Source organism: Aeromonas sp. BIGb0405 (assembly GCF_024807335.1).
GTDB classification, from domain to species: domain Bacteria; phylum Pseudomonadota; class Gammaproteobacteria; order Enterobacterales; family Aeromonadaceae; genus Aeromonas; species Aeromonas rivuli.
Window position 1 is genome coordinate 1 of sequence record NZ_JANUEP010000012.1, and the last position, 20,239, is coordinate 20,239.

Annotated in this window: 17 protein-coding genes and 1 tRNA gene; 10 read left to right on the forward strand and 8 right to left on the reverse strand. The window is 60.5% G+C overall.

Annotated elements, in window-relative coordinates; genetic code table 11:
• Positions 1–9: 9 nt before the first annotated feature.
• Positions 10–86: transfer RNA gene (locus M2366_RS17635), tRNA-Asp, on the forward strand.
• A 1,581-nt stretch (positions 87–1,667) separates the two neighbouring features.
• Here the strand turns inward: M2366_RS17635 and M2366_RS17640 are convergent.
• The 5 genes from M2366_RS17640 to M2366_RS17660 form a co-directional block, all read right to left on the reverse strand.
• Positions 1,668–2,648 carry a YafY family protein gene (locus M2366_RS17640; protein ID WP_259270295.1) on the reverse strand — a complete coding sequence of 327 codons (981 nt, stop codon included), beginning with the start codon at positions 2,646–2,648 and terminating at the stop codon, positions 1,668–1,670.
• Between the two features lie 331 nt (positions 2,649–2,979).
• Complete coding sequence (locus tag M2366_RS17645; protein ID WP_259270296.1) at positions 2,980–3,366, reverse strand: SirB2 family protein; 387 nt, start codon at positions 3,364–3,366, stop codon at positions 2,980–2,982.
• On the reverse strand, positions 3,363–5,219 hold the full coding sequence (locus M2366_RS17650) for a monovalent cation:proton antiporter-2 (CPA2) family protein (protein WP_259237846.1): 1,857 nt from the start codon (positions 5,217–5,219) through the stop codon (positions 3,363–3,365). Before M2366_RS17650 ends, M2366_RS17645 begins: the two co-directional genes overlap by 4 nt.
• Positions 5,219–5,815, reverse strand: coding sequence for an NAD(P)H-dependent oxidoreductase (locus M2366_RS17655; protein WP_259237844.1), 597 nt, complete (start codon positions 5,813–5,815; stop codon positions 5,219–5,221). Before M2366_RS17655 ends, M2366_RS17650 begins: the two co-directional genes overlap by 1 nt.
• A 39-nt stretch (positions 5,816–5,854) precedes the next feature.
• The gene (locus tag M2366_RS17660) at positions 5,855–6,697 is read right to left on the reverse strand and encodes a LysR family transcriptional regulator (protein WP_259270297.1); all 843 of its coding nucleotides are present in this window, start codon (positions 6,695–6,697) and stop codon (positions 5,855–5,857) included.
• Positions 6,698–6,826: 129 nt separating this feature from the next.
• Here M2366_RS17660 and M2366_RS17665 point away from each other — a divergent pair, with 129 nt between their 5' ends.
• The 6 genes from M2366_RS17665 (at position 6,827) to M2366_RS17690 (ending at position 14,986) form a co-directional block, all read left to right on the forward strand.
• Positions 6,827–7,549 (forward strand): SDR family oxidoreductase, encoded by a 723-nt coding sequence (locus M2366_RS17665; RefSeq protein ID WP_042040092.1) that lies wholly within the window; start codon positions 6,827–6,829, stop codon positions 7,547–7,549.
• Between the two features lie 176 nt (positions 7,550–7,725).
• Positions 7,726–8,049, forward strand: a complete 324-nt coding sequence (locus tag M2366_RS17670) for a hypothetical protein (protein ID WP_224432918.1) — start codon at positions 7,726–7,728, stop codon at positions 8,047–8,049.
• A 66-nt stretch (positions 8,050–8,115) separates the two neighbouring features.
• Positions 8,116–8,559 carry a DUF411 domain-containing protein gene (locus tag M2366_RS17675; protein ID WP_259237838.1) on the forward strand — a complete coding sequence of 148 codons (444 nt, stop codon included), beginning with the start codon at positions 8,116–8,118 and terminating at the stop codon, positions 8,557–8,559.
• A 207-nt stretch (positions 8,560–8,766) separates the two neighbouring features.
• Positions 8,767–10,932, forward strand: a complete 2,166-nt coding sequence (locus M2366_RS17680; RefSeq protein WP_259270298.1) for a S9 family peptidase — start codon at positions 8,767–8,769, stop codon at positions 10,930–10,932.
• A 408-nt stretch (positions 10,933–11,340) separates the two neighbouring features.
• Positions 11,341–12,312, forward strand: a complete 972-nt coding sequence (locus M2366_RS17685) for a TAXI family TRAP transporter solute-binding subunit (RefSeq protein ID WP_259237835.1) — start codon at positions 11,341–11,343, stop codon at positions 12,310–12,312.
• 121 nt (positions 12,313–12,433) lie between these two features.
• Positions 12,434–14,986, forward strand: coding sequence for a TRAP transporter permease (locus tag M2366_RS17690; RefSeq protein ID WP_259237833.1), 2,553 nt, complete (start codon positions 12,434–12,436; stop codon positions 14,984–14,986).
• A gap of 225 nt (positions 14,987–15,211) precedes the next feature.
• On the opposite strand, the gene M2366_RS17695 is transcribed toward M2366_RS17690, so the two are convergent.
• A complete protein-coding gene (locus M2366_RS17695) occupies positions 15,212–15,352 on the reverse strand; it encodes a hypothetical protein (protein ID WP_198135217.1) in 141 nt (46 codons plus the stop codon).
• 192 nt (positions 15,353–15,544) lie between these two features.
• Here M2366_RS17695 and M2366_RS17700 point away from each other — a divergent pair, with 192 nt between their 5' ends.
• Positions 15,545–16,171 (forward strand): lysoplasmalogenase, encoded by a 627-nt coding sequence (locus M2366_RS17700; RefSeq protein ID WP_042040083.1) that lies wholly within the window; start codon positions 15,545–15,547, stop codon positions 16,169–16,171.
• A gap of 123 nt (positions 16,172–16,294) precedes the next feature.
• On the opposite strand, the gene M2366_RS17705 is transcribed toward M2366_RS17700, so the two are convergent.
• Together M2366_RS17705 and M2366_RS17710 are read right to left on the reverse strand one after the other, a co-directional pair.
• Positions 16,295–17,851: a DHA2 family efflux MFS transporter permease subunit gene (locus tag M2366_RS17705; protein ID WP_224431780.1), complete on the reverse strand. Its 1,557-nt coding sequence runs from the start codon at positions 17,849–17,851 to the stop codon at positions 16,295–16,297.
• Entirely contained in the window at positions 17,851–18,912 is a 1,062-nt protein-coding gene (locus tag M2366_RS17710) for an HlyD family secretion protein (RefSeq protein WP_259270299.1), read from the reverse strand. Before M2366_RS17710 ends, M2366_RS17705 begins: the two co-directional genes overlap by 1 nt.
• Positions 18,913–19,008: 96 nt before the next feature.
• Between M2366_RS17710 and M2366_RS17715 the strand changes: the two genes are divergently transcribed.
• Together M2366_RS17715 and M2366_RS17720 are read left to right on the forward strand one after the other, a co-directional pair.
• Positions 19,009–19,911 carry a LysR family transcriptional regulator gene (locus M2366_RS17715; protein WP_259270300.1) on the forward strand — a complete coding sequence of 301 codons (903 nt, stop codon included), beginning with the start codon at positions 19,009–19,011 and terminating at the stop codon, positions 19,909–19,911.
• Between the two features lie 9 nt (positions 19,912–19,920).
• A complete protein-coding gene (locus M2366_RS17720; RefSeq protein ID WP_042040077.1) occupies positions 19,921–20,235 on the forward strand; it encodes a DUF2007 domain-containing protein in 315 nt (104 codons plus the stop codon).
• Positions 20,236–20,239 lie beyond the last annotated feature (4 nt).

A 20,239-nucleotide genomic window follows, 5' to 3' on the forward strand; every position in this document is an offset into this window, starting at 1 on the left:
CCAAATTGCGGAGCGGTAGTTCAGTTGGTTAGAATACCGGCCTGTCACGCCGGGGGTCGCGGGTTCGAGTCCCGTCCGCTCCGCCAATAAATAGAGAAGGCCTTCCCAATCGGGAAGGCCTTTTTGCTTTTGGATATTCGCGAACGGGATTAAGGAAACAAGGGACCACAGACAGGGCTGCGACTTGCCACTGGCAACTCGGCCCCTGCCTGTGGCACCTTGTGCTTGAGCCGGACCGTGTCCGTCTCCCCGTCCGCTCCGCCAATAAATAGAGAAGGCCTTTTTGCTTTTGTGCATTTTTAAGCCGCACTGCCGGTGTAGTGCCTAGCATTTGAGTAGGGGGACTTCATCGCTGAGGCCTGTCGGGCTGCTAGGTGTCTAGGGGGAGGTGATTGAGATCGTGCTTGCGGAGGAAAATTAACTCATGGCGAATTGATCGCTGCGATCATCCAGCGCAATTGCGTTTTGGTCTTTGTACTCTCTATGTTGCCCAATGCCCAATGCCCAATGCCCAATGCCCAATGCTTGGGGATTGATGCGGATCCGTAAGCGCGTCAGCCGGGCTTGTCAGGATCTTGAGCTGATTGCGTCTTGGACCTAAGAGAGGGTTCGTAAGAAGCCACAGCTCCTAGCCATCCCCACCAGGCGCATTGACTGCTTTATGCATGACGAGTTGAGCGATGGTGTGCTCAGCGCTATTGGGTTCTCATGCTCTCCTGGATGCCTCAAGTGGGTCAGCTGTGTAGCGCCATGAGGCGTTCCACTCTGCAGGGAACGATGCATGTGGGGGGACATCGGGGGATAGAGGTTATGAAGCGCGAGAATAAGAAAAGGGGACGGCTGAGCCGTCCCCTTAAGTCGTGTCGTCCAGTCCTTGAACTGCAAATGCTCCCTGCATTCCCTGACTGTATCCAAATCCGTTGGATTTCCCCTTCCCAATCCGTTGGGGTGTCCATATGTCATCCTGACCCAGCAATCCATCCTGATTGCTGCACTGTCTCCATCCTGGAGGTGTCCATTACCACATCCCGTGGTGTTCCTGCGTCATCCTGACAGACAATCATCCTGATTATCTCGTCTTCATCCTGAAGCTCGTCCTAACCACATCCTGTGGTGATCCTGGGTCGTCCAGACTAATAACCATCCGGGTTATGCTTCTCCATCCTGGAGGTGTCCATAACCACATCCTGTGGTGTTCCTGGCCGTCCTGGCGGATAACCTCCTGGTCATCCAACCTCATCCTGAGGTGTCCTGTGGCTAGTCCTTTATTCTTGTGGGCATGCATCCTGTAGATGCCCGCGCCGTCCTTGTGAGATAGATAATAAGGGATAGAGATGAGGCTACAAGAGGGGGGCGAAAGAGTTAAATCTGGAAAACGATTTTACATAGCGTCTTTATTGTGTTTTTTCACATATAAATCATGGAGTTAATTCGTTACATCTGAAAGCGAGTAGTGCTGGAAGTGGCCTGACCTACGATACGAAACAGCGGGCTCTTACAGGGGGTATGGACGATCTCTCACAAGCAGATAGAAGGGTATTTTTGGTTTCAAGAGGAACTTAATATTCACTAGCTGTAATCAAATTTTTTTGAAGCTTTCTGCTTGTTATTCCACCTTCTCTGTTATTTATGCCTGAAAAAGCCGGGCTAGGCCCGGCTTTCTATTATCAGTTGGCCCGACTGGTGGGGTAGGCCTTGCGAAGGGATTCTGGTGCCAAGACTTCCAGATTGCCTTCCATGTTATTGAGCCAGTTGCGGAACTCCGGGGTGTCCTGCACTTCGGTCTCAACCACCACGCTGCGCTTGTCATAGCGTGTCATGCGTGGGTTGTGGCCCGGGATCTGGCCATCCGTCAGGGTGGCGCTGTTGGCATCTATACGGCCAACGAAGCGGATGGGACCGCTGACGTCCTGGTAAGACTGCTCGCGGATCAGTTTTTGAACGTTGAAGTCCTTGGGCTGAGTCGCGCTGAAGTTGGTCAACTCCACATCTTTGATATGGTCGAACGGTATGCCATACACCTTGGGGTCAAGCTCGGACAAGGTACAGAGCAGGATGGGGCCATCGGCCTGGTTCAAGATACCGAGCGGATTGATACGGTCATAGCAGAGCCACACGGTGCGCTCTTTGATGACACGCTGGATCTCGGCGCTGAACTTGCGGCCTCGCCAGAGGGCATCGCGGATCAGGGTGCTGCGGCGAATTTCCGGGTTACCGGCGAATGGACGCGGTGACTGATGCACGCTCTCGAGCCAGCGTTCGGCCAGTTCACTCTGGCTGTCGCGGATAACCTGGCTGGCCTTGTCGATCAGCGGGTTCAATTCCGTCAGGACGCTCGCCGGCAGTAGCTGGCTGGCCTGGTCGCTCCAGGTTTTGAGGGCGACGGCGAGGGAGAGCGGCATGATATTGGCAAAGTCGTTGAGGCCATGGCGCTCGAAACACCAGCCGTGAGGCTTGCTGCGCTCATCAGAGGTCAAGTCAAACAACCCCATGCCAGACATCTCTTCCAGGTCCCGTTGCACGGTCCGCAGACTGACATGTATGCCTTCTTCTTCCAACTTAACTTGCAGTTGGCTGGCGGTCAGTTTGTAAGGGCGGTGCGGGATGCAACGCGCCAAGGTCAGTTGTCGTAACAGCTTCTTGCTCATGGTGCTTGCCTTCACTGGATTAGCGTTGAGTCTATCCTAGTCAGTAGTTGCGACAGTCTATGTCGCAAGTTTTGCTGCGACAAGTGTCGCCATTTTCATACAGCTCCAGTTAAGTCGTTGATTATGAGTGATTAATTGAATTTAAATTGCTGTTATTACTTCAGAATTAGTTGGTGGTGAGGGGAGAGACGGGGTCATTCACCGGCCGTACTTGAGGGCATGAGGGTAAACCGGGCGTTGAGATCTCAACTATGGGGGAGCAAAAGGCGCGGAAAATCTGGTTAGGCGGGTACTGTCAAAGAAAAGGGGGAGGCAGATGCCTCCCCTATTGTCAGGCGAACCAGGCCCAGGGCGACTTGCTGACGGCGACCCCGATGATGTAGTTGAACACCAACAGGGCGGCGATGCCCGCGATCACCTTCTGTTTGCGGTCGGGGCGCTTGAGTGCCATCACGCCGAGGCCAATATAGACCACCAGCGCAATCAGCTTGGCCAGCAACCAAGGTTGGGCACCCGGGCTCATCTGCAGGGTGACGGCCAGCATGATGCCGGCCAGCAGCAACAGGGTGTCGTTGAGATGAGGCACTATCTTGAGCCATCGCTGTTGCAGGCGAGGGCTCTCGTTGATGGCGAGGGCCCAGCGATAGATGAACAGCAGTATGCTGACGATGGCGAGGGTCATGTGCAGGTGTTTGAGCAGGGGATAATAGGCAATCATTTTGCTTCCTTGTCTTGGTTGGGGAGGCCGCTATCCCAGTTATGGGCATGGACATGTTCCTGACCCTGCTGATCGTCTCGCAACAGATCCGAGAGTATGTCCCTGTATTGCAGGCTCTTGTTGATATAGGTGTGTTCGTCATCCAGATAATTTATCTGTTCGCGCAGCAGCCAGTTGTCATGACGCTTGAACATCTGGCCGGCACGCCAGGCCTGATTGGCACGAAATCCCAGGTTAGTGAGGGCTTCCACCCCAAGATCCACCGCCGACCCCAGGGTCTCACGAAACACGCCATCGACACCCAGGCGCAATATGTTGTGGGCATGGGGTCTGTCCTGGGCGCGCGCCAGTATCTTAAGGTGCGGGAAGTGTTTCTTCACCATCTCGATGACGGTCAGCGAGGTGACGGGGTCATTGATGGAGAGCACCAGCAGCTTGGCCTTGTGCGCCCCGGCGGCATGGAGCAGATCGATGCGGCTGGCGTCGCCATAGAACACCTGATAGCCAAACTTGCGCAGCGTCTCTATCTGGCTGGCATCCTGCTCCAGGATGGTGGTGCCTATGCCATGTCCATGCAGCAGACGGCCCACTATCTGACCGAAGCGGCCAAAACCGGCAATGATCACCGGGTTATCCAGGGCCTGGGGCTGTTCATGTTCAGGGCGTTCCGGCTGGCTGCGATAATCGAACCAGGGCTGGATCACCTTGTCGTTGAGGATCAGCAGCAGCGGGGTGAGTGCCATGGAGAGCGCCACCACCAGCGTCAGCAGGCCTATCATGGGTTCCGGCAAGACCCGGTTCTGGCTGGCGAAAGAGAACAGCACAAAGGCGAATTCCCCTCCCTGAGCCAGGGCGAGGGAGAAGGTCCAGCGTTGGCTGGGGGATACCCGTAGCACCAGGCCAATCGCCATCAACACCAGCCACTTGAGTGTCATCAGACCTATCACCAGGGTCGGGATCAGCACCGGGTGCTCGGCGAAGAGCCCGAAGTTGATACCGGCGCCCACCGACATGAAGAAGAGCCCGAGCAGCAATCCTTTGAAGGGATCGATATCCGCCTCCAGCTCGTGGCGATACTCGCTATCCGCCAGCACCACTCCCGCGAGGAAGGAACCGAGGGCGGGGGAGAGACCAACCGACTCCATCAGCACGGCGATACCGATGACCAGCAACAGGGCGGCGGCGACGAAGATCTCCCGCATGTGCGACTGGGCAATGGCCCGAAACACCGGGCGCATCAGGTAGCGGCCACCGAAAATGATGCCCGCGATGGCGGCGGCGACCAGCAGGCCGTGTTGCCAGCCTGCCAGCTCACTCTGATCACTCTGGGCCACGGGCGCCATGGCGAGCAGGGGCAGCAGCGCCAGTATGGGGATGACGGCGATATCCTGGAACAGGAGCACGGCGAAGGCGGAACGACCGCTCTCGCTCTGCATCTGTTTGCGCTCCTGCAGGCTTTGCAGGACGATGGCGGTGGAGGAGAGTGCCAGGATGAGCCCAATGGCCACCCCTTGCTGCCAGGGCAGTCCCATTAGGCAGGCAAAGCCAGTCAGGGCGGCGGTTGACAGTGCGACCTGGAGGCCGCCTGTGCCCAGTATGGGGCCCTTTAGCTGCCAAAGCAGGGCGGGCTTGAGTTCCAGGCCCACCAGAAACAGCATCAGGACTACCCCGAACTCGGCGAAGTGCATCACATCCTGACGCTCCCCGACCAGACCGAGCAGGAAGGGACCTATCACTATGCCCGCCAGCAGGTAACCGAGCACTGAGCCCAGCCCCCAGCGTTTGGCCAGCGGCACGGCGATCACCGCCGCCGAGAGGTAAATAAAGGCGTCAAACAGAATGCCGTGTCCCATCAGATAACCTCCAGCAGATCGCGCAGATAGTCGACCCCGTCCAGCTGGGTCGGGCTGAGCCGTTCGTCGCGCAAGGCGAGCAGCAGCTGGCGATATTCATGGCCGCAGCGGCGCAGCGCCTCGGGGTCATTGAGTTTGTGGAAGGAGTGCAACACAAAGGGCGGCAGCCACTGCATGCCGCACAACCGGGCCGTCTGGCTGAAGGGGCGCAGGAAGTCGATCAGCGGGCTCTTGTTGTAACCCTCCTGGCAATAGGACTCGGGAGCCCCCCCGGTGGTGATGGCGCTCAACCACTGCTTGCCCCCCAGACCGTTGCCATCCGGGCCATAGGCATACCCGTACTCGAGCACCAGATCCAGCCACTCCTTCATGATGGCGGGGCAGGAGTACCAGTAGAGCGGGTGCTGGAAGACGATGATGTCGTGCTGCGCGAGCAGGGTCTGCTCCTGTTTCACATCGATGAACAGGTCGGGATAGTGCTGATAGAGGTCGTGAATGGTCACGCCCTCCAGATCCGAGATGGCTTGCAGCAGCTCGCGATTGGCCTTGGAGCGCTGCAGGGCGGGGTGAGAGAAGATCACCAGAATGCGTTTCATAGGGTCATGACCTGGGGCATGGAGTTAGCGGGAAACTTATCAAGAAGTGGGCCCTGCGGCCAGCTCGGGGATCAATGCGGACAGGGCCGGGCTCAGGGTCTGACGTACCGGATAGCAGAGCCCGATACGGCGAAACATCCGCGGCCCGGCGAGGGGAACTGCGCGCAGGGCCGGCTCTTCCTCGATCAGGCCATCGGGCAGGAAGCTGATGCCTGCCCCGGCCAGTACCAGGGCCATCACCAGCCCCTTGCTCTGGGCCTTGGCGACCAGATTGAGGGTGATCCTGTCGCAGGCGAGTAGCCCCAGGGTCTGCTGATGGGCCTCGCAGGGGGGGCACTCGATGAAGTCATGGGCCTGCAGCTCATGGAGCTCGACCCGTTCGCGCAGGGCCAGGGGGTGGTCGATGGGCACGCACAATACATAGTCCTCCTCCCAGAGCGGCAGGAAGATTTCGTCCTCCCGGCGCAGCACATCCAGGGTCAAGCGGCAGTCGGCTGGCGTCTCAGGGTCTGACAGGGTCAGGTCCAGGGAGGGCAGATGCCGCTGGATCCGTTGCAGCAGGGTAGCGAGACGGCGTTTGCTCAGGTCCGGCATCACGGCGAGGTTGAGGCGGGCCCGGCTCGCCTTCTGGCGAAATAGCTCGGGCAGGCGGCGCGCCTCTTCAACCAGTTTCACCGCATGGGGGTAGAGATAGTGGGCAGGGGGCAGGGCCTCGACCCCTCTCTTGCCGCGCAGGAACAAGGTGTCTCCCAGGCTCTCCTCCAGCTGGCGCAGGCCTGCGGAGAGGGAGGGCTGGCTGACATGGCAGCGTTCGGCGGCGGCCGTGATGTTCTTCTGCTCATAGATGGCGATGAAAAACCGCAGCAGTCTCAGGTCCAACATGGCATTACCATAGTTATTTCAGATGATAACCAGCGGAAATCTATATTTATCGCTGATAGATAGCGCGACTATAGTGATTGGACTCGGTGCTGACCAGCCCTTCTCTTCCATCAAGGTAAGGAAAATACCATGTCCAACTCCCTTGTCGTCGTGACCGGTGCCTCCGCAGGCATAGGTGCCGCCATTGCCCGCGCCTTCTCGGCGGCCGGTCATCCCTTGTTGCTGCTGGCCCGCCGGGTCGAGCCCATGGTGGCGCTCGATTTACCCGATTGCCTCTGCCTCTCCCTCGATGTGACGGACAGTGCCGCATTTAAAGCCGCCATCGTTCAGGCCGAGGCGCGCTTCGGCCCGGTGGGCTGTCTGGTCAACAATGCTGGCGTCATGCTGCTCGGCCAGGCCGATGCCCAGGATCCCGCCGAGTGGCAGCAGATGCTCAACATCAATGTGATGGGGGTGCTCAATGGCATTCATGCGGTGCTGGCCGGGATGAAGGCGCGGCGCAGTGGCACCATCATCAACATCAGTTCGATTGCGGGACGCAAGACCTTCCCCAACCATGCAGCCTATTGCGCCACCAAGTTTGCGGTACATGCCCTGACCGAAAATATCCGCGAAGAGGTGGCCGATCTGGGGGTGCGCCTGGTGACCATAGCGCCGGGGGCGGTCGAGACCGAGCTGCTCAGCCACACCACGGATGAAGACATCAAGGCCGGTTATCACGGCTGGAAGGAGAGCATGGGTGGCGTCATATCCCCCGAGGTGATCGCCGAGGCCGTGCTCTATGCCTGGCGTCAGCCCGCCGGTGTCTGCGTGCGCGAGATAGTGCTGGCCGCCACCCGTCAGCAGCCTTGAGTGGTGCGAAGGGCCAGCTGCCTCGCAGTGACCGACAGGCACCGCTCGTCGAGCAAGCGGATCGGCCATCAAGCTGATCCCGATCAAGGGTTGCCCCGCCGGCACCCTTGACCTTACCCCAGGGGGGCGGGTTAGCATGAGGGCCTGTTTTCCCAGAGTGTACCTTGACCCGCACCATGCTGCTGACCCCTCGCCAATTCGACCATGCCCGCCGCTGGCTGCCCCTCTGGGGTCTGCTGCTGGTGTTGATGTCGTTTGGCAGCCGGGCCGCCGCGGATCTCTGTACCCTGACGCCCCATTGCAGTGAAGCCGAGCGCAGCCTGGAGAAAGCCATGCCCTGCGGCAGCTTCACCGCCGTACTGGCCATGAGCCTGGTCAGTAGCGACAGCCTGACCCTGGCCGAGTTGAGTCCGGCCGACCCCGAATTCATTGCGCCTTCCCTTTATATGCCTTCGCCGCCGCTGGCGCGACTCGAACGCCCACCTCGCACTGCGACCTGATGATGGTTAACCCCAGCCGGGGTCCTTTGTTTCCATTCAGCTGAAATAACATCAGTCGAGGTCGTTATGTCTACACACAAGATCCCAGCCCTGTGGTTGGCGCTGATGGCGGGTCTCACCAGCCTGTCTACCCTGGCCGCCGAGCAGATGACGGTCTACAAGTCCCAGTATTGCGGCTGCTGCGAGCAGTGGGTCAAGCACATGCAGGAGAGTGGTTTCGAGCTCAAGGTGGTCGACACCGAGCAGCTAGCCCCCCTCAAGCAGCAACATGGGGTGACGCCGCAGCTGGCCTCCTGCCATACCGCCCTGGTGGGTGGATATGTGGTGGAAGGTCATGTGCCGGCCGCCGACGTGCAGCGCATGCTGGAACAGAAACCGGCCATCCGGGGATTGACTGTCCCTGGCATGCCGCAGAGTGCCCCCGGCATGGATATCCCGGGTCAGCCTTATCAGGTGCTGGCCATCGATGAGGCGGGTCAGACCGCACTCTGGGCCAGCTACCCGGGCTAATGGCTCTGGGTGAGGATTTCCCCCATGTGAGGCACACCTGAGCGAATCTTGCCTCACCCAGGACCTGGATCAGGCCGTTCTCTTCGCAGAACGGCCTTTTTCATGGGTGCCTCTTGCAACCGGGCGTCACAAGGGGCAGATTGATGACCGATTAAGGGGGCGTCAGTCCCCCGTGTTAACCCTTAAATAAATCGCAAAGGATGCGACATGTTCAGCTTTTCTCGCTGCCTCCTGTTGCTGTCTGCGCTGGCCGCAGGCACAGCTTCATATGCCAATGATGAGTCCCCCATGCCGATGAAAGACGTGCCGATGACAGATGCCGCCCCCCAGCCGCCTCTGGCTGCCAAACACCCCAAGATCCTCAAGAAGCACGGGCAGAGCCGCACCGATAACTACTATTGGCTGCGCGATGACGATCGCAAGGATCCGGCCGTGCTGGCCTATCTCAATGCCGAGAATGCCTATACGGCGGCGCGGCTGGCGCCGAGTGCCCCCCTGCGGGCCCAGCTCTACCAGGAGATGGTGGCGCGTATTCCCCAGCAGGATGCCTCTGTGCCCTATGTCAAGAATGGCTATCGCTATCAGACTCGCTATGAGCCGGGCAAGGAGTACGGCATCTATACCCGTCAGGGAGTGGAGAAGGGGGAGACGGTGACCCTGCTCGACAGCAATGAGCGCGCCGAGGGCCATGATTTCTACGAGTTGGGGGCCCTGGAAGTGAGTCAGGACAATCGCTGGCTGGCGGTGGCGGAAGATTATCTCTCCCGTCGCCAATATCAGGTGCAGTTCCTGGACGTGAACAGTGGTCAGTGGGCCAGCGACAAGCTGGACAACACCTCGGGCAACATCGTCTGGGCCGCGGACAACAAGACGCTCTTCTATGTGCGCAAGCACCCGCAGACCCTGCTGCCCTATCAGGTTTACCGCCATACCCTGGGCTCGGATCCCGCCAAGGATCAGCTGGTCTATGAGGAGAAGGATGACACCTTCTACGTCAGCATCGGGGCCACCACCTCGGAAGACTTCATCGTCATCTCTCTGTCCAGCACCACCACGGACGAGGCCTGGCTCATCGATGCCGAGCATCCGCAGCAGGCGCCACGGCTCTTCCTCAAGCGCCAGCCGGATCATGAATACACGCTGGATCATTACCGGGGCCGCTTCTATGTGCGCTCCAACAAGGACGGCAAGAACTTCGGCCTCTACGAAACCAAGGAGAGCCCGGTCGATCGCTGGCGTCCCGTGGTGGCACCGCAAGCGGATGTGCTGCTCGAGGGTTATGCCCTATTCAAGCAGTGGCTGGTGGTGGAGGAGCGCAGCCAGGGGCTGACCCGGCTGCGTCAGATCAACTGGCAGAGCGGCGAGCAGAAGGAGATCAGCTTCGACGATCCCGCCTATGTCACCGGCCTCTCTTACAATCCGGAGCCGGACACCGAACTGCTGCGTTACGGCTACAGCTCCATGACCACGCCGACCACCACCTATGAGCTGGATATGGCGAGCGGTAAACGCACCCTGCTCAAGCAGCAGGCGGTGGCGGGCTTCAAGGCAGAGCGTTACCAGAGCGAGCGGCTCTGGGTGCAGGCCAGGGACGGCGTCAAGGTACCTGTCTCCCTGGTCTATCGCACGGATCTGTTCAAGGCGGGCAAGGCCCCCTTGCTGGTCTACGGCTACGGCTCCTATGGCGCCAGCATGGATCCCGATTTCAGCTCGGCGCGGCTCTCTTTGCTGGATCGCGGTTTCGTCTACGCCATCGCCCACGTGCGGGGCGGTGAGGAGCTGGGCCGCCAGTGGTACGAGGATGGCAAGCTGCTCAACAAACAGAACAGCTTCCACGACTTCATCGATGTCACCAAGGCGCTGGTGGAGCAGGGTTATGGTGCCAAGGATCAGGTCTACGCCATGGGCGGCAGCGCAGGCGGCTTGCTGATGGGGGCCGTCATCAATCAGGCGCCCGAGCTCTATCACGGCGTGGTGGCCCAGGTGCCCTTCGTCGATGTGGTGACCACCATGCTCGACGAATCCATCCCGCTCACCACCGGGGAGTATGACGAGTGGGGCAACCCCAACAAGAAGCGCTACTACGACTACATGCTCGACTACAGCCCCTACGATCAGGTCAAGGCACAGGCCTATCCCAACCTGCTGGTTACCACGGGTCTGCACGACTCCCAGGTACAGTACTGGGAGCCCGCCAAGTGGGTGGCCAAGCTGCGGGAAATGAAGACGGATCATAACGAGTTGCTGCTCCATACCGACATGGAGGCGGGCCATGGTGGAAAATCCGGTCGTTTCAAAGCCTATGAGGACATCGCCCTGGAGTTTGCCTTCCTGCTGCAACTGTCTCAGCCGGAAACCGTCAAGCCGGGCTAAGGGATAGCCAGTCGCGGCCCTATTGGGTCGGGCCGCGACAGTTGTTAATTTTTATGACTCATGGGAATCCCAAGTTCGCTACTGAGCGAGAGAATAGGATGACTTCTGTCATAAATTACGCTATTTCTAGCGCCATTTTTGCACTCCTGTTTGATTTATGTTGACGGTGTGTGGTTAAAATCTGAGTGCGTTATTTTTGATTTGCTTGATAAAACAGGTAAATCGTCTTCGGTCGGCAGGATGCTGGCGTCTATTCGCAGGGTTGCGACAATCTTGGTGCTGCCATGCCTGGCAGACGCCATCTCCTAATCGGGGTCGAGACGGACCAGCCTGGTGCTGAGGGCCGCTCCTTTGATTTCACCCGGGAGTCGGGTGATGTAAAAACCAATGAAAAAAAGGATGGAAAACATGAAAGGATTATCCTTGGCGTGCGCCATGTCTGCCGTGCTGGCTGCTGCCTCTTTCGGTGGTGCCGTGCAGGCGCAAGAGCGTTTCGTGACCATAGGCACCGGCGGCCAGACCGGCGTCTACTATGTGGCGGGTCAGTCAATCTGCCGCTTCCTGAACCGCGGCGCCGCCGAGCACAACATCAAGTGCAACGCCCCGGCCAGCGGCGGCGGTGTCGCTAACGTCAACGGTATTCGCAGCGGTGAGTTCAACTTCGGCATCATGCAGTCGGATCACCAGTACAAGGCGATGAAAGGTCTGCCCCCCTTCCAGGCCGAAGGTGCCATGGATGACATCCGCGCCGTCTTCTCCCTGCAGAGCGAAGTGTTCACCATTCTCGCCCGCCGTGACGCCAAGATTGCCAGCTTCGACGATCTGAAAGGCAAGCGCGTCAACATCGGCAACCCGGGTTCCGGCCAGCGTGACACTATGGAAGAGATCATGGCCGTCAAGGGCTGGGACAAGTCTGCCTTCAGCCTGGTCTCCGAGTTGAAACCCGCCGAGCAGGCCTCTGCCCTTGGCGACAACAACATCGACGCCATGAGCTACTTTGTGGGCCACCCGAACGGTGCCATCCAGGAAGCGACCACCACCACCGATGCCGTACTGGTACCGGTGAGCGGCGCTGACATCGACAAGCTGCTGGCCGAGAAGAGCTACTACACCAAGGCTGAGATCCCCGGTGGTCTCTACAAGGGTAACGACAAGCCGACCCCGTCCATCGGTGGCAAAGCCGTGCTCTCTACCAGTGCCAAGGCCGATCCTGAAGTGGTCTACCAGCTGGTCAAGTCCGTGTTTGACAACCTGGACCGCTTCAAGCGCCTGCACCCGGCTTTTGCCGACCTGAACGAGAAAGACATGATCAAGGTCGGTCTGTCTGCTCCGCTGCATGAAGGCGCAGTTCGCTATTACAAAGAGCGTGGCTGGCTGTAATTGCGGTGATTAGGGACCCTGCCGGGTCACTGTAGTTGTACATCGACACTCGTCAGCGCCTGGTTTACCAGCGGGCTGACGAGTGTTGCTCTTGTTGTAACCCTTGGCAAAAACACACCCTATGCAAGAAAAACAACTCTCTACCGAAGAACTCATCGCCCAGGACGTAGGGGCTCGTCTGCCCATAGGTCCCATGGGCTGGCTCATCACTACCCTGGCCCTGGCCTGGTCGCTGTTCCAGCTCTGGATAGCGTCCCCCTTGCCTTTTCTGGTCGGCTTCGGCGTCCTGAATGACACCGAGACTCGCGCCATTCACCTGACGTTTGCACTGCTGCTGGCCTATCTGGTGTTTCCGGCTTTTCGCAGCTCCCCCAGAGAGAGAGTGCCGGTCGCGGACATAGTGCTTGGTATCATTGCCGCCTGCGCCGCCTCCTACCTGTTTGTGATGTATCAGGACCTGGCCCAGCGCCCCGGCAATCTCACCACGGCAGATCTGATCACCGCCTGTATCGGCATTCCGCTCTTGCTGGAAGCCGCTCGCCGCGCCCTGGGCCCGGCTCTGGCCGTGATTGCGCTGGTCTTCCTGATTTACAGCCTGGCCGGCCCCTATATGCCGGGCTTGCTTGCCCACCGCGGGGTCAGCTTCACCGCCCTGGCCAACCACCAGTGGATCACCACTGAGGGGGTATTCGGCATCGCCCTGGGTGTCTCCACCAGTTTCGTGTTCCTGTTCGTGTTGTTCGGTGCCCTGCTCGAGCGAGCCGGTGCCGGTCACTATTTCATCCAGCTCGCCTTCAGCATGCTCGGCCACCTGCGCGGCGGCCCCGCCAAGGCGGCGGTGGTTGCCTCGGGCCTGACCGGGCTCATCTCCGGCTCCTCCATTGCCAACGTGGTCACCACCGGCACCTTCACCATCCCCATGATGAAGCGAGTCGGCTTCAGTGCGGAGAAGGCGGGGGCCGTGGAGGTCGCTTCCTCGGTCAATGGCCAGATCATGCCGCCCGTGATGGGGGCCGCGGCCTTCCTCATGGTCGAGTACGTAGGCATTCCTTATGTGGAGATCATCAAGCACGCCTTCCTGCCGGCAGCCATCTCCTACATAGCGCTGCTCTACATCGTGCATCTGGAAGCGCTCAAGCTGGGCATGGAGCCTATCGGTGGCCAGCAGCCCAAGACCTGGTTGCGTCGCCTGACCGGTTTTGCCTTTGGTACCGTCCTGATCAGCGGCTTGTCGCTCGCGGTCTACTATGGTCTGGGCTGGCTCAAACCTGCCCTGGGTGACTATGCCCTCGAGGGGGTCAGTCTGCTGCTGGCACTGGCCTATGTGGGTCTGCTCAAGATTGCCGCCAGCAATGAACCCCTGCCGGCCGAAGATCCGGACAAACCCCTGACCGAACTGCCCCAGACCCGCGCCGTGCTGCTCTCCGGCCTGCACTTCCTGCTGCCCGTGGTGGTGCTGGTGTGGTGTCTGATGATAGAGCGGCTCTCGCCGGGTCTGTCCGCCTTCTGGGGCACCGTCATGCTGGTGATCATACTGCTCACCCAGCGGCCACTGCTCAACTGGCTGCGCACCGATGGCAAGCATGACTACGGCAGCGTCCAGGATGGGGTCGTGGATCTGCGGGAGGGGCTGATCGCCGGTGCCCGCAACATGATTGGCATCGGCATCGCGACGGCGACGGCCGGCATCATAGTGGGTGCCGTCTCCCAGACCGGGGTTGGCCTGGTACTGGCGGATCTGGTGGAGGTGCTCTCCATGGGCAACCTGCTGCTGATGCTGATCCTGACCGCCGTGCTCAGCCTGATCCTCGGCATGGGGCTGCCGACCACCGCCAACTACATAGTGGTCTCGAGCCTGCTGGCCCCCGTGGTGGTGACGCTCGGGCAGCAGAACGGCCTGATAGTGCCGCTCATCGCTGTGCACCTGTTCGTGTTCTATTTCGGCATCATGGCGGACGTGACCCCGCCGGTGGGGCTGGCCTCGTTTGCAGCGGCCGCCGTCTCCAAGGGGGATCCCATCAAGACCGGGATCACGGCCTTCTACTACAGCCTGCGCACCGCGGCGCTGCCCTTCCTGTTTATCTTCAACACGGATCTGCTGCTGATCGATGTTGACTTCAGCCACGGGGTGCTGATCTTCGTGGTGGCGACCATCGCCATGCTGATCTTCGCCGCGGCGACCCAGGGTTACTTCTTGGTCAAGAGCCGCTGGTACGAGAGCCTGGCCCTGCTGCTGGTTGCCTTTACCCTGTTCCGCCCCGGCTTCTGGATGGACATGGTGCATAACCCCTACCGTGATACGCCGCCGGCCCAGCTGACCCAGACCCTGGGTGACGTGGCGGCCGAAAGCACACTGCGGCTGCGTATCGCCGGGGAAGATGCGGTCGGCAAGCACAGAGAGTACAGCCTGCTGCTGGGGGTGCCGCAGGGCGCCACCGGCGAGGAGCGCCTGGCCAAGCTGGGGCTGAGTCTCTATGAGCAGGACGGCAAGACGCTGATCGACAACGTGGCCTTCGGCAGCCCGGCGGCCGATGCCAATCTGCAGTTTGATCAGCAGATAGTCGCCGTCAGTGCCCCGACCGAAGGCTGGCGCAAGGAGTTGATGTGGCTGCCAGGTTTCCTGCTGTTTGGCCTGATAGTGATGCTGCAACGCAGACGGCAAAAGGCCGTCTGAACAAGGCAGCAACCCCCATCATGATAACGGCGCTTCGGCGCCGTTTTTTTTATGGGGCATGGCGCTGTGGCCATGGCGACAAGGGGGTGGCGGGGAGCGGGGGCCCGAGGGGGTGAATGAGGGACTGCGAAGGTGAGGGCCCGAGTGATTTGCCAGAAAAGACAAGGCGCCCGCAGGCGCCTGGTCGCATTCATCTCCTGGGCTCTCCAGGACAGGGCAGGAACATCAGTCCTGCAGCTCCCGGCTCTGCATTGAGCTCAGGGTCTGCTGCTCGGTCAGAGTCAGGCCGAGCTGCTCACAGGCTTGCTCGAAGCTGATGCCGAGGTGGCACATCATGATATCGATGGCGGGCAGATAGTTTTTCATTGGCTCTTCCATGGTGTTCCTCCAGAGACACCCTTATGCCTGATCGGCAGGGGAGAGGGCAATTAGACTTTAGGCGTAGCCAGCTCATTCGTGTCTCACCCCTGCCCCCGAGAGCGGGAATTTGCTACCCTAGCGCGGCACTGGGTCTTCACTTCGCCAGGCAAGCATCGTCATGGGGAAGAGGTATCCGGCATGTGGTTGAGTGTGTTGATCATCGCGTCCGCCTGGTGGCATATCAAGGCCGCCTACGGCACAGATACCCGTCAGTTCTACCTGAGCAAGCCGCTGACCATGCTGTTGATCGTGGCCCTGGCGTTCGGTTATCACGGGGACGATCAAAATGGCTCCCACGCCTGGATCCTGCTCGGCCTCTGTCTCTCCCTGCTTGGCGACGTCATGCTGATGTTGCCGGTCGATCGTTTCTTGCAGGGGTTGGCGGCATTTCTTGTCGCACACCTCTGTTACATCGTCGGGCTGGCTCAGGGGCCACTGGTGCTCAACCTGGTGGATGGCTTGCTGCTGATCCTGGTGGCCGGGCTCTATTTCGGCTTGCTGCGCCCTCACCTCGGGTCGATGCGCTGGCCCATGCTCTGCTACACCCTGATGATGATAGGGCTGGTCTGGGTCGCGGCCGCCGCCTGGCGCGCCTCTCTCACGGCGGGCAGTGCCGCCGCTTTGGTCGGCGCACTCTTGTTCCTCTGCTCCGATGCTCTGCTGGCTCTCAACCGCTTCCGCCGCCCCTTCCCCCATGCCAGTGCCTGGGTGATGAGCAGCTATTTTGCCGCCCAGTTCCTGATTGCCGCCTCTCTGGCGAGTTAAGCCAGCCATCCACGCATTATCACAGCACATAGCAGAAGGGGCCCCAAGGGCCCCTCTGTCGTCAATGCGCGGTCAGCGGATGGCGGTGTGTAGCCTGCGCAGGCTTCAGGCTCTCTCTTCTCGTCAATGCGCCTCCAGGGGTTCGGCGTCGCTCGCCCTGGGGGCGGGGGATTTGAGGAACAAGACGAGGGCACTGGCGATGAGCAGGAAGATGCCCATCACATAGAACACCTTGTTGTAGGCCATGATGGCGGCATCCCGCTCTATGGTGCCCGCCAGTCTGGCCTGGGCCTGCTGATAGGCGATGGCGGGGTCGCTGCCCTGGGCCTGCATGGCGCTGGCCAGGTTCATCAGATAGGCCTGCCCCTCGATGCTGCTGGCGGCCAGGGTGCTGGTGATCTGGCTGACATGCACACGGGTGTCGTTGTCGAGCAGGGTGGCGATGATGGCGATGCCGAAGGCGCCCCCCAGGTTGCGCAGCACGTTGAGCAGGGTGGAGGAGGAGGGGATCTCATCCTGGGTCAGGCTGGCGGTGGCGATCAGGGAGAGGGGCACCATGACGAAAGGCTGCCCCAGCGCCCGCACAATCAAGGACTGGATCAGCTGGGGCCCGGCGTAGTCGGCGCTCATGTTGACGTTCATGAAGCAACTCAGACCGAAGATGAGGAAGCCAAAGCTGACCAGATAGCGCGGATCTATCTTCTGGATGAGCTTGGGTACCAGGGGCAGCACCAGCAGCTGGGGCAGCCCCATCCACATCAGTACCTCGCCAATCTCCAGGGCATTGTAATTGTGGATCTGGGCCATATAGAGCGGCAGCACATAGATGGATCCCATCAGCGCCATGCCCAGCACCAGATAGGCGAAGCAGGCCAGGGCGAAGCGCGGGTTGTGCAGCAGCCGCAGGTTGACCAGAGGGTGGCGGCGCAGCAGCTGACTCATCACGAAGAAGATCAGCGCCACCACGGAGATGAGGGTGAGCTTGACGATGAAGCTAGAGCCGAACCAGTCCTCCCTGTTGCCCTCTTCCAACACCACTTCCAGCAGGCCGAGTCCCACAGCCATGGTGGCTATGCCCACCAGATCGACCTGACGCATGATGGTCCAGTCGATGGCTTTTCTGTCCAGACCATGGGCCAGCATGGCCATCACCAGCAAACCGGGCGGCACGTTGAGGTAGAAGATGTAGTGCCAGGAGAGCTGCTCGGTCAGCCAGCCCCCCAGGGTCGGGCCTATGGCGGGGGCGAAGGTGGCACAGAGGCCAAACAGCGCCATGCCGGTGGCCCGCTTGTGCAGCGGCAGCAGGCTGATGATCAGCGAGAAGGCCATGGGAATGAGGGCGCCGCCGGTGAAGCCCTGCATGGCGCGAAACACTATCATGCTGGTGAGGTTCCAGCTGAACGAGCAGAGCACGGAGGAGAAGATGAAGGCCCCGGTGGTCCACAGCAGATAGCGGCGCACACTCAGGCCACGGCTGAGCCAGCCGCTGAGCGGTATGGCTATCATCTCAGCCACCAGATAGGAGGTGGAGATCCAGGAGCTCTCGCTCAGGGTGGCCGAGAGGGCCCCCTGAATGTCCTTGAGGGAGGCATTGGTGATCTGGATATCGAGGATGGCCATGAAGGCGCCAATGAGGCCCCCCATGACGGCGATCCAGTTGCGACGCGGTACGGCTTCCATCAGTGGGCGGCCAGCTGGGACTCGGTGTCACCGGGGCTGCGGGTATCCACTATCACCTCGGTGGAGAGACCGGGCAGCAGCTTGCCGGTCAGGGTCCCCGGCGCCGGGATGCGGATCTTGACCGGCACCCGCTGCACTATCTTGGTGAAGTTGCCGGTGGCGTTCTCCGGCGGCAGCAGGGCGAACTTGGCCCCGGTGGCCGGGGAGAGGCTGTCAATGATCCCCTCGACCGGCTGGTCCGGATAGGCATCGAGGATCAGTTCCACCTTCTGGCCAGGCACCATGTTGGCGAGCTGGGTCTCCTTGAAGTTGGCTTCGACCCAGACTCCGCTCAGGGGCACAAGGCTGGCTATCTGCATGCCGGACTGAACATAGAGCCCCTCGCGCAGACTGCGCTTGCCGATGACCCCGTCGGCGGGGGCCTTGATCTCGGTGTAACTCAGATTCAACTCGGCCTTGGCGAGCTGAGCCAGGCTGAGATCGATCAGCGCCTGCCTCTGATCACGCTCTGAGGTGAGCACGGCCAGGCGATCCCGCGCCGCTTGTACCCCGGCTTCGGCATCCTGCTGCTGGGCCTGGCTGACCTGCAAGTTGGCGCGCACTTCATCCAGATTGTCCTGGGAGCTGTAGTGAGCCGTGTTGAGCCGACCAATTCGGCTGACCTGTTGCCGGGCCCGCACCACCTCGGCCCTGGACTCGTTCACCTTGGCTTCGGCCTGGCGGATCACGCTGTGCTGCTGGATGAGGTTGGCCTCCAGATTGGCGGCATCCGCCCGGTTGAGGGCGACGTTGGCCTCGGCCTCGGCTAACTGGGCGCGGTACTCCCTGTCATCGAGGCGGGCAATCAGCTGGCCCGCCTTGACGGTCTGGTTGTCGGTGACCAGCACCTCGCTGATGTAGCCGGGCAGCTTGGTGGCAATGCCCGTCATCTCGCTCTGCAGATAGGCGTTGTCGGTGCGCTCGAAGTAGCGGGCGTAACCGTACCAATACAGGGCGAACAGCAGGCCAAGGAGCAGCAGCATCATGGCGACCAGCAGGGGGATCTTCTTTTGTTGACTCATGAGGTCTATTCCTGAACTTAAGGTGAACAGGCTAACATCCTGTCACTGTTTCGATTAGTATCGTTCCATGAGAAATACAGTTTCACTGGTGCAACAATGGACTTGAACGCAGCCCTCATTCTGGTGCGGATCGTCGACAAGGGCTCCTTCACCGCGGCCGCGCAAGAGCTGGGCATGACCAAGGCGACCGTCAGTCGTCGCATCGCCGAGCTGGAGCTGCGACTCGGGGTGCGATTGCTCTATCGCTCTACCCGTCAGCTCACCCTGACCGAGGCGGGGGAGGCGTATTACCTGCGCTGCAGCAAGGCGGTGAACGAGCTGGCCCAGGCCGAGCTGATGCTCAGTGCCAGCCAGCAGGCGGTGACGGGAGTGCTCAAGCTGGCGGTGCCCATCGAGACGGGGCAGATGGTGGTGGCCCGCATGGTTGCCCGCTTTCTGCAGGCTTATCCCGCGCTCAAGGTCGAGCTGGAGCTGACCAACCGGGTGGTGGATCCCATCAGTGAGGGGCTGGATGCCGTGGTGCGGGTCGGCGACATGATAGACTCCAATCTGGCAGCTCGCCGGCTGTGGGGCACGGAGCGGATCCTCTGTGCCAGTCCCGCTTATCTGGCGAGTCATGGGGCCATTCTGCGGCCCGAGGATCTGGCGAGCCATGAGCGGATCAAGGTCAGCAGCGGATTTCTCACCAACCATTGGAGTTTCGAGCGTGGGGAGGAGGAGGTGCTGGTGGATCCGCCCTCCCGCTTCGTGGTCAACAATATTACCTGTGCCAGGGAGGCGGCCAAGGTGGGGCTCGGTCTGGCCTCTCTGCCCGCCATGCTCTGTCAGGATGAACTGGCGGCCGGCAGTCTGGTGTCGCTGTTGCCCGAGTGGCGCCAACCCAGAGTTTCGCTCTACCTGCTGTTTCCTGAGCGTCAGCTGATGCCGCGCAAGTTGCGCGTCTTCATCGACTTCATGGTGCAACACGGGGAAGAATTCGGTATCGACAAGCTGTTATGAAGGAGCAAGATGGATAACTGGTTCAATCTGTATCGCGCCTCTCACACTCTGGAGGCCCATGCCCTCAAGGGGGCGCTGGAAGTGGAAGGGATCCCGGTCAGGCTCAGCGGTGAGGGGCTGGCCGGGGCCATCGGTGAGCTGCCGGTGGACTTGTTGCAGGTAACCTTGCTGGTGCGCGAGCAGGATCGCAGCCGGGCCGGGCGGGTGATAGAGCGCTACCAGCAGCGGCAGGGCAATGGCTGGCTCTGTGGCCAGTGCGGGGAGGAAAACGAGGCCAACTTCGAGATCTGCTGGCGTTGCCACCATGATCCCCACGATGCCTGACGAG

What these genes read in the sequence shown, in the direction of transcription:
- M2366_RS17640 (WP_259270295.1), bottom strand. Translation starts at nt 2,648, where the DNA reads ATGAGCAAGAAGCTGTTACGACAACTGACCTTGGCGCGTTGCATCCCG.
- M2366_RS17645 (WP_259270296.1), bottom strand. Translation starts at nt 3,366, where the DNA reads ATGATTGCCTATTATCCCCTGCTCAAACACCTGCACATGACCCTCGCC.
- M2366_RS17650 (WP_259237846.1), bottom strand. Translation starts at nt 5,219, where the DNA reads ATGGGACACGGCATTCTGTTTGACGCCTTTATTTACCTCTCGGCGGCG.
- M2366_RS17655 (WP_259237844.1), bottom strand. Translation starts at nt 5,815, where the DNA reads ATGAAACGCATTCTGGTGATCTTCTCTCACCCCGCCCTGCAGCGCTCC.
- M2366_RS17660 (WP_259270297.1), bottom strand. Translation starts at nt 6,697, where the DNA reads ATGTTGGACCTGAGACTGCTGCGGTTTTTCATCGCCATCTATGAGCAG.
- M2366_RS17665 (WP_042040092.1), top strand. Translation starts at nt 6,827, where the DNA reads ATGTCCAACTCCCTTGTCGTCGTGACCGGTGCCTCCGCAGGCATAGGT.
- M2366_RS17670 (WP_224432918.1), top strand. Translation starts at nt 7,726, where the DNA reads ATGCTGCTGACCCCTCGCCAATTCGACCATGCCCGCCGCTGGCTGCCC.
- M2366_RS17675 (WP_259237838.1), top strand. Translation starts at nt 8,116, where the DNA reads ATGTCTACACACAAGATCCCAGCCCTGTGGTTGGCGCTGATGGCGGGT.
- M2366_RS17680 (WP_259270298.1), top strand. Translation starts at nt 8,767, where the DNA reads ATGTTCAGCTTTTCTCGCTGCCTCCTGTTGCTGTCTGCGCTGGCCGCA.
- M2366_RS17685 (WP_259237835.1), top strand. Translation starts at nt 11,341, where the DNA reads ATGAAAGGATTATCCTTGGCGTGCGCCATGTCTGCCGTGCTGGCTGCT.
- M2366_RS17690 (WP_259237833.1), top strand. Translation starts at nt 12,434, where the DNA reads ATGCAAGAAAAACAACTCTCTACCGAAGAACTCATCGCCCAGGACGTA.
- M2366_RS17695 (WP_198135217.1), bottom strand. Translation starts at nt 15,352, where the DNA reads ATGAAAAACTATCTGCCCGCCATCGATATCATGATGTGCCACCTCGGC.
- M2366_RS17700 (WP_042040083.1), top strand. Translation starts at nt 15,545, where the DNA reads ATGTGGTTGAGTGTGTTGATCATCGCGTCCGCCTGGTGGCATATCAAG.
- M2366_RS17705 (WP_224431780.1), bottom strand. Translation starts at nt 17,851, where the DNA reads ATGGAAGCCGTACCGCGTCGCAACTGGATCGCCGTCATGGGGGGCCTC.
- M2366_RS17710 (WP_259270299.1), bottom strand. Translation starts at nt 18,912, where the DNA reads ATGAGTCAACAAAAGAAGATCCCCCTGCTGGTCGCCATGATGCTGCTG.
- M2366_RS17715 (WP_259270300.1), top strand. Translation starts at nt 19,009, where the DNA reads ATGGACTTGAACGCAGCCCTCATTCTGGTGCGGATCGTCGACAAGGGC.
- M2366_RS17720 (WP_042040077.1), top strand. Translation starts at nt 19,921, where the DNA reads ATGGATAACTGGTTCAATCTGTATCGCGCCTCTCACACTCTGGAGGCC.